The organism is Bacillus sp. JZ34 (genome assembly GCF_053903205.1).
The window spans coordinates 1,659,416-1,673,218 of the sequence record NZ_CP096403.1 but is presented as its reverse complement, the minus strand read 5'-3'; the positions used below and the strand labels follow the sequence as shown (position 1 = coordinate 1,673,218).

Here is a 13,803-nt window from a genome sequence, read left to right as displayed (position 1 = left end):
TTTTTTAATAATTATTCAGCAGACCCGCTGCAGGTGTAAACGGCGTCTTCGGTAAAAATTTGCTCAACCGGAATGTCGTGCGGCTCCTTTGGGACATGATCGATCACTTGGCACTCGAAAGCCAGCGATGCGGTATCTTTTGTGAAACCGGCCAGGTATCTGTCATAATAGCCGCCTCCATAGCCGATTCTGTATCCTGTCCGGTCATAGCAAATTCCCGGCACAAGGATGAAATCGATGTCTTCAGGCTCCATCCGCCCGGTTTTGTGCACGATCGGTTCCTGCAGGCCAAAATACACAACTTCAAGATCGCTTTCATCCTGAAAGCTGCGAAAGTGCATCTCTTTTGTATCAGGCATACATTTCGGAATGCACACCGTTTTTCCTTCAAGCCGTGCCTGTTCGATAATCGGTTTTGTCGGAACTTCGCGATTTCTGGAAATCGTAAGGGCAATGCCAGACGCTTTTTTCCACTGTTTGGATTGAAAAAGCTTCCGGTGAATCGCTTCCGCCTTTAGAAGAAACTCCTGTTCCGGCATGTTTGCAAGCCTCTTTCTGACCTCATTTCGTAAAGAACGCTTCACATCTCTTTCCCCCTTAAAAACAGAAAAACAGCAGGAAAATCCCTGCTGCTTACTTTGTTTCGCGGTGTAATGTTGATTTTTTGTCACGTGGGCAATACTTTTTGAATTCAACGCGATCTGGATTGTTACGCTTGTTCTTTGTAGAAATATAGTTACGCTCGCCGCATTCAGTGCAAGCTAAAGTAATATTAACGCGCATTTATTTTTCCCTCCAAACTATATATCATTTCTGTTCAGACTTATCTATAATACCACTTATGATGCCGGAATGCCAGGCGTTTTTTTTAGTTTGTCACGGTTTGTTAAAAAGACGTGTGATACACATGTTGCAAAAACACATTTTTGATATATCCAGGATCATGCAAATCTAATATATAAGCCTCTGCCGTTTGTCCGACCTTGTGCAGCTGCTCCTTATCGCGGACAATTTCTGCAAGCGCATATGCAGCTTTATCAGGATGATTAAAATCAACCTGAAAACCGGTCACCCGATCGATGACGAAATCGTTCCATCCCCCGTTGTTTCCGACGGCGACGGCAGCGCCGGCTGCCATGCTTTCTTGAGCAGCAATGCCGAACGGCTCATAACAACTTGGAAAAACAGCCATTTCACAAAATGCCAGCCAGCTCTCTCTTTCTTCTTCACAAAGGAAAGGAAGAATTGTCACACTTTCCTTAATGCCCAATTCTCTTGCCTTGGTCTCGATCCCGCTTTGAAGCGGTCCTTCCCCGGCAATGACAAGTTCAAGATCAGGCTGCCGTTTGCGAAGCTGCTGAAAGGCGTGCAGCCATTCGATAAACCCTTTTTCCGGAACAAACCTTCCGCAGGAAAAAAAGTACGGTACGCTTTTCATTCGTTTTTTCACCGTGCGGCTTTTTATGCACGGATGGGGAATGACGCGGACTTGCTCGAAAGGAAGCGAAAACGCCTTTTGCATGTCTGTCTTCATCATGCTGCTCAGCACGAGAATTTGATCGCTTTTTTCAGCCAGAAGCCGTTCGAGGCTTGCTCTGTATGGGTGGACATTCTCGCCTGCTGCCGTTTTCCGGCCGCTTTCAAGGCCGTGTACCGTGGAAATCAGCGGAAGAGCCAGCACCTCGCTGAGATAAACGGCGGCAGGCGCGGTGATATCATCATTTGCATGGATAAAATTAAATTGTCCTTTATACGCCAGCACGGTTTTGATCATCTGAAAATTCATGGCGGCCACCGCCTCTTCAAAAGAAGCGAACGCTTTTAAATCAAGCGGAATCTCAAGCGTTTTCCATCCATTGCTGTTTTGCCCGGCAGCCGTCGTGCAGACGGTAAAGCTGACTTCGTTCCGCAATAGTTCAAGGTGACTTTTCACATAGCGCCCCGCTCCGCTTTTCAATAAAAGAGGATTTTCCAACGACAGCAGCAATACATTGATCAACGGAAACGCTCCTTTCCTTCTATTAAAGAATAACTCGTGTACGCGGAAAATTGAGTCGTCCAATCCTGCTGATTGTCGTGATACAGAAAACAGCTGCTGTTTGAATGGATTCCGTTTTCCCCAAGGTAGAAGCAGCCGGAGGTGAGAACGGCCAGCGACATGTTGAGCGAATTGTATATCCGGTATTCCGCTTTGTAGAACGCATTGCCTGCAGCGGGAAAAACCGAGGCTTCCCCTTTAAATGCACCGGTATGGATCGTCCGTACGCTGCGCTCTCCGTTTTTTACGCAAAAGAGAAGAACTTGCTTTTCGACGTCTTTAATATTTTCAAACAGCACCGCTTCAGCTGCCGAAAGCGCAGCATCTGAGATTTCCCAGCTCAGCCGAACGGTTTCATGATCCGGCGAAGATATTTTTAAAATATCGTTACAAAACAAAGATTCGCTTCGAATACTATGTTGAAAAGGTTTTTTCGAGATGATTATCCTTTTCACCGTGCGCCCTCCCGTTAAGCCCTGTTATGTATTTATCCTATTGGAAATGGCCCCGCAGGCGCAACGAAAATAAAATTCTTCGACAAAATTTTTATTTTTTGCATTAACTCCTTTTGAAGCAAGCGTTTTTATGGTATAAAAAAGAAGGAGAAAATTAGAATTGAAGGTGATGAACGTGGAAATTGCTATCATTGCGCTGCTCGTTGTCAGCATTGCGCTGATTGCATTCTCATATTTTCAAAGAGAACCGATCAAGGAAGTTGAACAGGAGTTGGAAACCCTTCAGCTGTCCGCCATGCAGGAAATCTATAAATTGAAAAAGAAGATGACCGTGCTTGAGGAAGAGCTCCTCGATTCAAATGTGGTCGTCCGCAGACCAAATGCCGGCATCAGCCAGCATATTGCGAAGCAGATTCTTTCAAAATACCAAAACGGCATGTCTGTAGACGCCATCGCTAAAGCTGAGCACGTATCTGTCGAAGATGTGAAAGCGATCATTAAAGACAATGAGAGGGTGCTTGTATGACCAGACAAAGTGTACAAGCATTTGCCGGAGGAATGATTTTGGCTACCGCCGTTCTTGCAGGCGCATTTTATTTGACAGATAACGGAAAAGTTGAAGCTTCTAAAGACGCTCAAAACATCAGCGAAACCGATGTCAAAACCTATTTAAAGGACAACCAGCAGGTTTCGCTGAAACGCGAAGAATACCAGCAGCTGCTCCATTATAAAGAGACCGCTCTGAAGCAGGATGCTTCGTCTCAAAACAAAAAAGAGAAAGAAGCAGAAAAAAAAGATTCCAAGTATAAGCTTGAAATCAAAAGCGGCATGAGCACGGCTGAGATAGCAGACCTCCTTGCAAAAGGAAAAGTCATTTCATCTGCCGATGACTTCAAAGATTATGTGAAAAAGACCGGAAACGAATCCAAAATCCGCGCAGGTAAGTACGAACTGAAGCGCGGTGACAGCTTGAAAAACATCGTCAAAACGCTGTCCAAATAAAAAAGCAGGCTGGAACGGGACTGACCCCCGTTTTGAGTCAGGATTTAAAAACACCTTTAAACAACCAATTCCCGATAGTTTACCGGTGATTGGTTGTTTAGTTTTGTTTTAATACGAATATTGTTAAAATAATGAATGTATTTCTTTAACAGTGTGTTCTACGATGGCAGTCGTAGTTCGATCAATGCTGTTAAGATCAAACGTTTCAGACTTTAGTGAGGAATGAAACGATCCGATGGAGGCATTATATTAATAGCTTTCTGATACTCATAAGATGTATACACTTAACCTTGATCGCACAGTAAGCAAGGACCCATATGTAATTTTTACAAGCTGAAGCAGTGCGGGTACAGTTCATAAAAAGGTTGTGGCTCCTGCACCATCTAAGTGTGAGATCATCCCACTTGCAGCTGTACCCATGGAAACAGTGACAACATTCCCCTTTGTCAGCTGTTTAATGCTTTGATTAGAGCTTTCAAAGAATCCTGTGTCTTGTAGAATGCAAAAATTAAAGTGACGAAGATAAACATGGTCGCCACTGGCAGTACTTTGATAATCCCTTCTTTAAATATCATTGATGCCAAATCCAGAAATAAGCATCCCTACCAAAGGCACCATGGTCGGACTTGCTTTCCCCAAACCAGTAAACGTTAACATAAGCCCTCCCCCTACAGAAACCGTTTACATACCTATACAATAAAAAAAGATGAAGAACCCATTCGTAGTACGAAGTTGAACTTGTCAAAAAGCAATTCAAATTATTAATTTAAACGATATAAAAAAACATCCATTAAGGACGTTTTTTGATTGATAATTAAGCAATCAATTTAACCAAAAGAAAGTAACTGTAATTAAAAGTATTAAATATATGGCCGAAAAAATTCTATAAATACCTTTTTTGGTTTGAAAAGGTGGGGATATAAAAGTTACTAAAATGGTCGGGCCAAACAAAGCAATCAAAAAGTACCTATAATCAAAAAAGACAGTACAGATTGATAGTAGTATTGAAAAATAAAATACTATTATAAATGAAGTATTAACTTTACTTTTCGTTTCTTTTTGTTCTTCTTCTGTATGATCATCCAGTAATTTATCTATCTGCTTTTTATTAAAGAACATAAGAGCCTCCTAATGTTAATTTGTTAAGTAAATAAGGCGTTATTAATGCTTCTGTAACAGCAGCAAGTAATGTCAATAAAAAAAGTATAATAACAAAGTACAAAAAATCTTGTAGAAACTGTTTTTTTGAAAAATAAATACCCCTTATCTTCATATACACGTAATCTAACAATTTGAAACCAAGTGCTCCCGACAAAATCATTGCCGGAATCTCAAAAATACCGTGAGGAACCAAAGCAGTTAATATAAATAAGACATCGTTTCCATGGTCAGTGATACTATGTAAAGAAGATAGACCGACTAAGAAGCCATTCAATAGTAATAAGATAGATGTCAAAATTCCAAATGTAAACATTGAAAAAATGAGAAATAAATTTGCTGCAAAATTATGTGTAAAGTAACCTGATACTGTGATATTTTGAACATTATCTTGACTAAGGCTAGGTAGAATATTGTTAAAAATCACACCAAGAACTAAACCCACTATGTAAAAGGAGCTTGCTATATAGAGTATACGCTTATTTCTTTTTATTAATTCCTTCATTTTAGTATCGTATCCATATCCCTTATAATCAAATCTTCAAAATCCTTTATGTCTGTCAGGTGATTATATTCTTTAACTAAAGTACCATTAATCAGTATACCAACCTTATCGCATAGTTGTTGCGCTATGTTTACAAGGTGTGTAGACATGATGACAGTATTCCCCTGTTCAGCATAACGTTTGAGAAAACTTTTCATCATCTTTGTAGTGGGGGGATCAAATGCCCCTAATGGTTCATCTAATATTAATATTTCTGGTTCATGAACTATGGCTCCTGCAACAGATAACTTATGTTTCATACCAAAAGAAAATGTAGATATCATGTCGTTTTCATTATCTTTCAATTTAAATTGACTTAACAAAAGATCTATTCTATCATTTTTAATCTCATAAGGGACTTCTTGTAAATCAGCAACAAACTCAAGGTACTCTCTAGGTGTTAAATAATGATAGATAAAAGGTGCGTCTGGAACGTATCCTATATATTTAAGGTAAGAGGATCTTTCAGATTCCAAGGTTTCTCCTTTGACAGTGATTTTACCTTCGTAAGGTTTCACTATACCAAGGATACATTTTAAAAGAGTTGATTTACCAGCTCCATTTGGTCCAAGTAAGCCGTAAACTTTGCCTTTCTCTATCTTTAAATTAATAGATTCAAGGATCAGTTTATCTTTATATTTGAAAGACACATTTTCAATGTTCATGTTTTCATCTCCCAATTTTTCGTTCCTATTCTTTTAATCCAAAAATAATAAAAGACTCCAATACCTATAACAAATAAAATGGTACCTGTCACAATGATTAAAAAGAATACTCCCCTATTAATAATATTAAAAGTAACGAGAACGCCTGTGATACCATACAACTGAAGGTAAAATGCCAGTAACACTCCGAGAATAGTATGTTCAAAAAATGATGCTTTAACAGATGAACCAATGTCTTCAAAGTTCTCCCAATCTAAACGAGGATAGAGAAATGTTCCAATAATTTGTCCAGCCCCTATGATAAGACTGATGGAGTTAATCATGATGAACAATATAAGCTGCGTCATAATATCTAAGTTGAATAACAATAAGATGAATAAAAATAACGTATTCATTAAAATAAGAATCACAGATAAGTGCAATAAAGATTTTCCTGCGATCAATTTAAAAATAGAAGCACCCGAGCTCTTATAAACGTAAAGGTTCTCACGCTCTGCATCTGCTGAAGTTACGCCAAGTAATCCCTCTCCTAATAAAGATGTATTATAAGTCACAGCAAATAAAATTGGGTAGATAACAAAAATGTCTGAGAAATCAAACCACTTTTGATTTAAACTAAGACCTATCAATACACCTAGTTCTACTGCAATCATATTAATGGAAAGTACCAGTCGTTTTTTTATTGTAAAATTAGCTCTTAATAATGCAGTAAGGTCTTTCTTTAGAATAGCAATATTTTGCCGTGGTAAGGTCTTTTGTAAGAAACTTAAAAAAGGCAACTTGATTGGTTTTAATTTTGGCAAAAGATTATTAGGTACTGCTTCTTTTATAATCAATACTTTCAAAATTAAATGAAAGGTAATAAATGCGAAAAGGCAACCTAAAGCAATATAACCTATAGAACATAAAAAAAATAAATGTATATCACTTGTTGAAAGTAAAAACCAATTTGTAGGCAGCCAATTGGTGGTTAATATCGTATCTAATTTGAATAGATATATGAAATTGCCAATAGCTTCAAGGAGATCATTTTGATAAAAATAATTAAGTCCAATCCAACCAAGAAAAGTAGTTGAAATGGCAGATATACAGGCAATTCCTATAAGGGATAACAAGCTTTTTAATCGTGAATTTAAAATGTTATGTAGAAATTTAGAATAAACGATGTATGTAAGCGATGAATAAAGACTTGTCAGTCCAACAATAAATATTAGCAGTGATGGAAATGATAACAAAAGATATATACGGTCATGTGTAGAAAAATTTATAAAAAAGAGTATAGGGAATAACACTACTGTTAATTTAAACAGGATGTTTAGAAAAATTGTTGTGAAGAACCTTGATAATAAAATTTTTTTGGGATCCGTTTTTAAAGTATGAAGAAGAAGAAAATCTTCAGGATATACATATCGATGTATGATATCAGTCGATGATTTTAATATATTCAAAACAAAAAAGAGAATGATAAAGTTAGTACCTAGAGTTAGAATATGCTCGGGAACTCCAGTTAAAAGAGTCTGTGAGGCTTTATATAGAATAAATATATACACCAAGAAAAAGGGCGCAAAGACAAATAGAATTTTATTTGATTTAAGTAAATTTTCGCTTGATGGGAAAAAATAAATCAAGCGATTTAAAGTTCGTCTATAGGTTAGTTTAAAGTTTGCAATGAGAACCCTTTTGTTGAGCATGTGTATATTCCTCCTAGAACGAAAATAAGGAGGAGTATAATTATACTCCTCAATCTCTTCCTTTTGAGCATCTTACCATTCAGCAGCATATTTCTTGCCGTATTTTTTAGCTAGCTTTTTCGCTGTAGCTACCATTGCAGCTGTAATTAGACCAGTTCCGCCCAAAACAACAGCCAATAGGCTGAGAATTGTTAATACATCGCCTGTTGTCATAATAACACCGATTGCTACATAGGCTGTTTTTTTACTAATTCCTAGGTTTGTTGCAAGGTCTAAAGCGAACTGATGACCTGAACTAAAGTCAATAGAAGCTAAACCTGCAATACCTTCTGAAGAGCCCATAAGGAAAGTAGCAATGGCAAAGAGAGAAACTACACCTGTAATACTTGCAATTTTAAAAAGATTGCTATTTTTCATCTTGAAATCTCACCTCCTTTCAGTTTATAAAAATAAACTTGTTGAAAAAAGAGAAATAATACCTAAAGACATTGTAATGCTAATGATTATGATGGTTTTTTTATAAGAAATTTGATGTATTACTTTTAAGGCAATACACCCTAGAATAGTAGACCACCAAAAGAAAGGGTCGATAATAATATTCAAGATAATATCTAGCGGCTGTTGAGAATTTGGGTAAATAACTGAAAAGGCGAAATCACTACCTAAAAAGAAAGAAAAAATAATGAGTATTGTAAATTTGATGCCTATAGGTATGATTGAATAAATAAAACTAGGGAAAAATTCTTTGGCTGTAGCGGTCCCGCCAATTAATATCCCAATAATATGTATAATAAAAAAGCTTACAAGAACCATCGAGGTAAATTGAATAATACCTAATACTAATGTAATGATCATAATGAGTGTATTCATATCAGTTGTATAATCAATTCCATTGTCTTGAAATGAATTATTAATCAAGGTAGAGAGTGTTGGGAAGATAGCTAAATAAAAGCCTAAGAACAGAAACAATACAGCTAGGAAGACAAACCAAGAATGACGATAATTCTTATCGCTAGAATACTTGATAGAAAAAAAGTCCTTTGGAGAAAATATGAAATGATGTACGAGAGTAATAAAGTTTTGTTTATTATCCATAAATGCTCCTTATATAAACAAAAGTATTTTTTGTTAATTCTATTAAAAACATATCACCTTTTACAATGTTTGGTCAATATGGGATTTTATTTATTAAGGTAAATTTAAGGTTGAATTGTTTCGTGAAAATCGAAAAGAATGCCTCTGGGACTACCCCCTTTTTTAAAACTTCATTTTGTTGTTTCAGCTAACGACTTTCTGCCTGCATTCAGAAGAATACTCGGGATCCTTTCGATAAGTATATTGTTTTCCAACAGAAGACGTGGAGGTGTTTTTTCTATGGGGACAAGAGTGAATTATCCGGTTGAAGTCAAACGGAAGGCTTTAGAAATGAGATTGGTAGGCGTACCTAAGAAAGAGATCATGCAGAAATCGAATATCAAGAAAAAGGCGCGGGTTCAGGCATGGGGCAGGTGGTATAAGGCTGCGGATAAACACTGATTCGAACAGTTGAAGGTGTTTTTTATTTGTCTCATCTTATGGGACCGGTCCCCTTCGTACCAGCCTGCTTTTTTATTGCCTCCGCTCCGGTGCAAAAAAGGCTGCCGCTTTAAAGCGGCAGCCTCTTTCTCATCCGAACCGGCCTGTAATATAATCTTTTGTCCGATAGTCGTCAGGACTTGAAAACATTTTGACCGTATCGTTGCACTCAATCAGCTCGCCCATGAGGAAAAATGCCGTTTGATCGGAAATTCTCGATGCCTGCTGCATATTGTGCGTGACGATTGCAATCGTGTATTTCTCTTTCAGCTTGAGCATCAGCTCTTCAATTTTCAAAGTCGAAACTGGATCAAGAGCTGATGTCGGTTCATCCATCAAGAGAACGTCCGGATTGGTGGCCAGCGCCCTTGCGATGCAGAGGCGCTGCTGCTGCCCCCCGGAAAGTCCGAGCGCCTGGGAATGAAGGCGGTCTTTCACTTCATCCCACAGCGCCACATCCACAAGCGCTTTTTCCACCCTCTCATTCAATTCCTTTTTGTTTTTCAGTCCATGGATCCTTGGTCCGTATGCGACATTATCAAAAATCGACTGGGGAAACGGATTTCCTTTTTGAAACACCATACCGACTTTCTTCCGCAGCTCAACAAGATCGACTTTGCTGTTGAGTACGTTCGTTCCGTTGTAGCTGATCTCTCCGGTCATTTTGACATTCGGAACCATATTGATCATGAGATTCAGCGTTTTAATGAAGGTCGACTTTCCGCAGCCTGACGGACCGATGATGGCGGTAATTTCGTACTCGGGTATTGTCAAGTTAATGTTCTTTAATGCGTGATGTTCGCCGTACCATAAATTCAAATCATTGATCTGGTACACATCTTTTGGCTTTACGGCTGTTACAGCGCTCATACCGGCCCCTCCTTATCCAAACCTGCCGTTGATGTAATCCTCTGTCTTTTTTTCTGAAGGATTCATAAAGATCTTTTCCGTACGATCGTATTCGATCAAATCTCCGTTAAGGAAAAATGCCGTTTGATCGGAAATTCTTGAAGCTTGCTGCATGTTATGCGTGACAATGATGATCGAGTATTCCTCTTTTAATCCGACGATTAATTCCTCTATTTTCGCATTTGAAATCGGATCGAGCGCTGAAGCAGGCTCATCCAAAAGCAGGACTTCAGGCTTCATCGCGAGCGTCCGGGCGATGCAGAGGCGCTGCTGCTGCCCGCCTGACAGCGAAAAAGCCGACTCATGCAGCCTGTCTTTCACTTCATCCCACAGCGCGGCTTTCCTCAAGCTTTCTTCCACGATCTCATTAAGCACAGATTTACGCCGTTCACCCGCATACTTTAAAGCATGGGTAATGTTGCTGTAAATCGATTTTGGAAAGGGATTCGGCTTCTGAAATACCATTCCGATTTCCCTTCTCAGATTGACGACATTGATATTGGAATCAAGGATGTTAAGTCCTTCATATCGTATTTCTCCGGATGTTCTGGCTGATGGAATCAGATCGTTCATCCGGTTGATGCTTCTTAAAAAAGTTGATTTTCCGCAGCCTGACGGGCCGATCAAAGCCGTAACGGCATGTTTGTCAACATGCATGGAAATGTCGTTGACGGCCCGCTTTTCTCCATAGTAAATATTTAAATTTTTCACTTCTAAAATATGTTCTTTCGCTTCAGGAAACGGAGCGATTCCGATAGTGTCGCGCACGGTTTCCAAAACCGGCATCTGAACCTGAACCATATGATTTCATCCTTCCTTCTTATTTGTTTGCCGTTAACTTTTTATGAATAAAAGAGCCGAGCCATCGGGCTGCCAAATTAAAGATCAAGACGGACAGTACAAGAACGGCGGATGCCCCGTTTGCGATCGCTTCAGCATCAGGGATGATCCCCTGTGTGTTTACATTCCAAATGTGAACGGCCAGCGTTTCAGCCGGTCTGAAAATATTGAGCGGCGAGGTCTCAGAAAACGGATTCCAATCGGCGAAATTCAGTCTCGGCGTGGTTAGTCCGGCTGTAAACAGCAAAGCGGCAGCTTCGCCAAATACGCGGCCCGACGCAAGAATCGCCCCTGTGATGATGGACGGCACCGCACCAGGGATCAAGACCGTTTTAATCGTATGCCACTTGGACACACCTAAAGCAAGGGAAGCTTCTTTTTGTTCCTTAGGTACAGAGCGGATCGCATCCTCTGTCACCCTGACCATGACGGGAAGGTTGAAAATCGTCAAAGCAAGCGCTCCGCCGATAATGCTGTACCCCCATCCGGTCAAATTAACAAACATCAGCATGCCGAACATCCCCATGACGATCGAAGGAAGGGATGACAGAACTTCAATACAGACACGGATAAAATCGGTCAATTTGTTGGCGGGCGCATATTCAGCCATATAAATTCCTCCGCCGACTCCAAGGGGAACCGTGATCAGCATCGTCAGTGCGAGAATATAAAACGAGTTGAACAGCTGATCGCGGATTCCGCCGCCGCTTGAAAGCGCACTGGAACGCGAAGTTAAAAAGCTGAGACTGATATGTGAAACACCATTGATGATGATATAAGTGAACAAACCGACAAGAATGGCGGCGATTACCGCAGCAATCAATCCAAAAACACCGGTTGCTAAACGATCTGTTACTTTGCTGTTCATTACAGTTTCCTCCTGGATGACAGATAGCGGATGAGCAGGATGAACAAGAACGACATGATCAGAAGGACAAGGCCCATTGACCAGAGCGTATTGTTTTCCACGCTTCCGTATGTTGTATGGCCCATATTCAACGTTATAATCGTTGTTAATGTCCCCGCAGGGTCTAAAAGGCTCTCAAACAGGTTTCGGGAATTTCCGATGACCATCTGCACGGCCAGCGCTTCGCCGAACGCCCTCGCCATTCCTAAGACGACGGCTGTCAGAAGCGAAGGCAGCGCTGCCGGTATCAGCACTTTTCGGATCGTCTGCCAGCGGGTTGCGCCCAATGCGTATGATCCTTCGCGCAGATTTTTCGGCAGCGACATGAGCGCATCCGTTGAAATAGAAGTGACCGTCGGCAAAATCATGACAGCCAGGACAATCGTTCCCGCCAGAAGGCTGTGGCCCGATCCGCTTGACTTAAACTGTGAAATGAACGGCACTAACACTGTAAGGCCTATGAATCCATAAACGACGGAAGGAATACCAACAAGCAATTCGACAACCGGCTGCAGTACTTTTCTGCCCCATGATGGCGCGATTTCCGTCATGAAAATCGCACCTCCTATTCCAAGCGGTGCAGCAATCAAAGATGCAAGAAGGGTCACTGCAAAAGATCCGAGTATAAACGGAAGGGCTCCGTATTCAGGGTTTTCGTTCGTTGGATTCCAATCTAGACTGGTTAAGAACTCAATTGGACTTACACCATTGGCCAGAAAAGATTGCAACCCCTTATTTCCGAGAAAAATTGTGATCGAAATCGCCGCCGCCATCATGATAAACGCGCACGACGCAACCAAAATCCTCCCGCGGATTTCATCCATTTTGCGATTATGCTTGGAGCTGATCAGCCGCTCTTTTGCGGACAGTTTCTCTATTTTTTGAACCATTTTTTTACACTCCTATAAGAACAAGTCATAAGAGGGAAAGTGTCAGGAGCACACTTTCCCGCCTTCTATTGTCAATTATTTATCAGTTTGCTTTCCATTCGCATCGCGCTTGACTTCCATGTCTGTTACTGGAATGTAGCCCTGCTCCGTCACGATGGATTTTTGAATGTCATCGTTCATCAAATAGTCGAGGAATTCTTTCGCCAAGCCTTCAGGCTCGCCTTTCGTATAAGAATGCTGGTATGCCCAGATCGGGAATTTGCCTTTTTGTACATTTTCGGCTGTCGGCTTAACGCCGTCGATTGAAAGCGGAGTGACAGTGTCATCCTTGATATAAGAAAACGCAAGATATCCGATTGCTCCAGGCGTTTCAGCGATTAACTTTTTCACTGTGTTTGAAGAATCTTCCGTGATTCCTTCAGCCGGAGTTTCTCCGTCAAGTGCATATTTAACAAAAGTCGCGCGGGTTCCTGAAGAATCAGGACGGTTGACAAGCGTAATCTTTTGATCTTTCCCGCCTAGTTCCTTCCAGTTCTTGATTTTACCTGTGAATACCTTTTTGAGATCCTCTAACGAAATGTCATCGATGCCTACTTCAGGATTGACCGCAGCTGCCATTCCGACAACCGCAACTTGATGATCGGTAAGTTCTTTGGCAGGAATGCCTTCTTTTTCTTCGGCAAAGACATCGGAGTTGCCGATTTGGACTGTGCCTTCAGCCACTTGGGAAAGACCTGTGCCAGAACCTCCAGCCTGAACTTGAATATCGGCATCAGGATTTTCATCCATGAATTTTTCAGCCGCTGCTAAAACAAGAGGCTGCATCGCCGAAGAACCCGAAATCGTCAAAGAACCTGAAGCCTTATTCTCTGCTTTATCGCTTTGTTTGCCTTCGTCTGCATTGTTGTTTGTACTGCTGCTTCCGCAAGCTGCTGCGAAGACAACTAAAACGGACATGATGAACATCAGTGTGATTTTTTTAAATGGTTTCACTTCTTAATCCTCCCGCGTAAATGTGTAATTTGTCCTACGGGTATAGCGTAACTTTTCAGTGTTAATCTTGTTTAAATGAATTATTAAGGTTTTGTAAAATAAGCTTGAACTTTGTATAGAATGCGGATGAAAGGAA

Annotated in this window: 17 protein-coding genes and 2 pseudogenes; 3 read left to right on the top strand and 16 right to left on the bottom strand. The window is 40.5% G+C overall.

The features are described from left to right. Positions 1-11: 11 nt before the first annotated feature. The 4 genes from M1D90_RS08540 to M1D90_RS08525 all read right to left on the bottom strand — a co-directional run bounded on the left by M1D90_RS08540 (position 12) and on the right by M1D90_RS08525 (position 2,493). Positions 12-584, bottom strand: a complete 573-nt coding sequence (locus M1D90_RS08540) for a 5-formyltetrahydrofolate cyclo-ligase (protein WP_026579303.1) — start codon at positions 582-584, stop codon at positions 12-14. 49 nt (positions 585-633) lie between these two features. Next, the gene (gene rpmG, locus M1D90_RS08535) at positions 634-783 is read right to left on the bottom strand and encodes a 50S ribosomal protein L33 (RefSeq protein ID WP_003183500.1); all 150 of its coding nucleotides are present in this window, start codon (positions 781-783) and stop codon (positions 634-636) included. A gap of 103 nt (positions 784-886) precedes the next feature. Further along, positions 887-1,999 (bottom strand): glycosyltransferase family 4 protein, encoded by a 1,113-nt coding sequence (locus M1D90_RS08530; RefSeq protein WP_035399773.1) that lies wholly within the window; start codon positions 1,997-1,999, stop codon positions 887-889. After that, on the bottom strand, positions 1,996-2,493 hold the full coding sequence (locus M1D90_RS08525) for a hypothetical protein (RefSeq protein WP_256164112.1): 498 nt from the start codon (positions 2,491-2,493) through the stop codon (positions 1,996-1,998). Before M1D90_RS08525 ends, M1D90_RS08530 begins: the two co-directional genes overlap by 4 nt. 175 nt (positions 2,494-2,668) lie before the next feature. Here M1D90_RS08525 and M1D90_RS08520 point away from each other — a divergent pair, with 175 nt between their 5' ends. Further along, the gene (locus tag M1D90_RS08520; RefSeq protein ID WP_011198121.1) at positions 2,669-3,019 is read left to right on the top strand and encodes a hypothetical protein; all 351 of its coding nucleotides are present in this window, start codon (positions 2,669-2,671) and stop codon (positions 3,017-3,019) included. Beyond that, positions 3,016-3,495, top strand: a complete 480-nt coding sequence (locus M1D90_RS08515; protein ID WP_095291072.1) for an endolytic transglycosylase MltG — start codon at positions 3,016-3,018, stop codon at positions 3,493-3,495. Before M1D90_RS08520 ends, M1D90_RS08515 begins: the two co-directional genes overlap by 4 nt. A gap of 56 nt (positions 3,496-3,551) precedes the next feature. On the opposite strand, the pseudogene M1D90_RS08510 reads toward M1D90_RS08515, so the two are convergent. The 7 genes and pseudogenes from M1D90_RS08510 to M1D90_RS08480 all read right to left on the bottom strand — a co-directional run. Then, positions 3,552-3,779 (bottom strand): annotated as a pseudogene (locus M1D90_RS08510) (IS3 family transposase); the annotation flags it as partial. 538 nt (positions 3,780-4,317) lie between these two features. Further along, a complete protein-coding gene (locus tag M1D90_RS08505) occupies positions 4,318-4,614 on the bottom strand; it encodes a hypothetical protein (protein ID WP_020452196.1) in 297 nt (98 codons plus the stop codon). After that, entirely contained in the window at positions 4,604-5,158 is a 555-nt protein-coding gene (locus M1D90_RS08500; RefSeq protein WP_026579300.1) for a stage II sporulation protein M, read from the bottom strand. Before M1D90_RS08500 ends, M1D90_RS08505 begins: the two co-directional genes overlap by 11 nt. Beyond that, a complete protein-coding gene (locus M1D90_RS08495) occupies positions 5,155-5,862 on the bottom strand; it encodes an ABC transporter ATP-binding protein (RefSeq protein ID WP_020452198.1) in 708 nt (235 codons plus the stop codon). Before M1D90_RS08495 ends, M1D90_RS08500 begins: the two co-directional genes overlap by 4 nt. Next, the gene (locus M1D90_RS08490) at positions 5,859-7,553 is read right to left on the bottom strand and encodes a hypothetical protein (RefSeq protein ID WP_020452199.1); all 1,695 of its coding nucleotides are present in this window, start codon (positions 7,551-7,553) and stop codon (positions 5,859-5,861) included. The genes M1D90_RS08495 and M1D90_RS08490 overlap by 4 nt, the downstream gene beginning before the upstream one ends. 72 nt (positions 7,554-7,625) lie before the next feature. Beyond that, positions 7,626-7,970 carry an uberolysin/carnocyclin family circular bacteriocin gene (locus tag M1D90_RS08485; RefSeq protein ID WP_020452200.1) on the bottom strand — a complete coding sequence of 115 codons (345 nt, stop codon included), beginning with the start codon at positions 7,968-7,970 and terminating at the stop codon, positions 7,626-7,628. Between the two features lie 24 nt (positions 7,971-7,994). Continuing rightward, complete coding sequence (locus tag M1D90_RS08480) at positions 7,995-8,648, bottom strand: YIP1 family protein (protein ID WP_023855206.1); 654 nt, start codon at positions 8,646-8,648, stop codon at positions 7,995-7,997. 279 nt (positions 8,649-8,927) lie between these two features. Here M1D90_RS08480 and M1D90_RS08475 point away from each other — a divergent pair. Continuing rightward, a pseudogene (locus M1D90_RS08475) lies at positions 8,928-9,086 on the top strand (IS3 family transposase); the annotation flags it as partial. A gap of 132 nt (positions 9,087-9,218) precedes the next feature. Here M1D90_RS08475 and pstB (M1D90_RS08470) read toward each other — a convergent pair. From pstB (M1D90_RS08470) to M1D90_RS08450, 5 genes are all read right to left on the bottom strand, one after another. Continuing rightward, a complete protein-coding gene (gene pstB, locus M1D90_RS08470; protein WP_023855209.1) occupies positions 9,219-9,998 on the bottom strand; it encodes a phosphate ABC transporter ATP-binding protein PstB in 780 nt (259 codons plus the stop codon). 12 nt (positions 9,999-10,010) lie between these two features. Further along, positions 10,011-10,823 (bottom strand): phosphate ABC transporter ATP-binding protein PstB, encoded by an 813-nt coding sequence (gene pstB / locus M1D90_RS08465; RefSeq protein ID WP_049937101.1) that lies wholly within the window; start codon positions 10,821-10,823, stop codon positions 10,011-10,013. A gap of 34 nt (positions 10,824-10,857) precedes the next feature. Further along, positions 10,858-11,745 (bottom strand): phosphate ABC transporter permease PstA, encoded by an 888-nt coding sequence (pstA, locus tag M1D90_RS08460; protein ID WP_023855211.1) that lies wholly within the window; start codon positions 11,743-11,745, stop codon positions 10,858-10,860. Continuing rightward, positions 11,745-12,674, bottom strand: a complete 930-nt coding sequence (gene pstC, locus M1D90_RS08455; protein WP_003183532.1) for a phosphate ABC transporter permease subunit PstC — start codon at positions 12,672-12,674, stop codon at positions 11,745-11,747. Before pstC ends, pstA begins: the two co-directional genes overlap by 1 nt. A 75-nt stretch (positions 12,675-12,749) precedes the next feature. Continuing rightward, positions 12,750-13,640 carry a phosphate ABC transporter substrate-binding protein gene (locus M1D90_RS08450; RefSeq protein WP_031304750.1) on the bottom strand — a complete coding sequence of 297 codons (891 nt, stop codon included), beginning with the start codon at positions 13,638-13,640 and terminating at the stop codon, positions 12,750-12,752. Positions 13,641-13,803 lie beyond the last annotated feature (163 nt).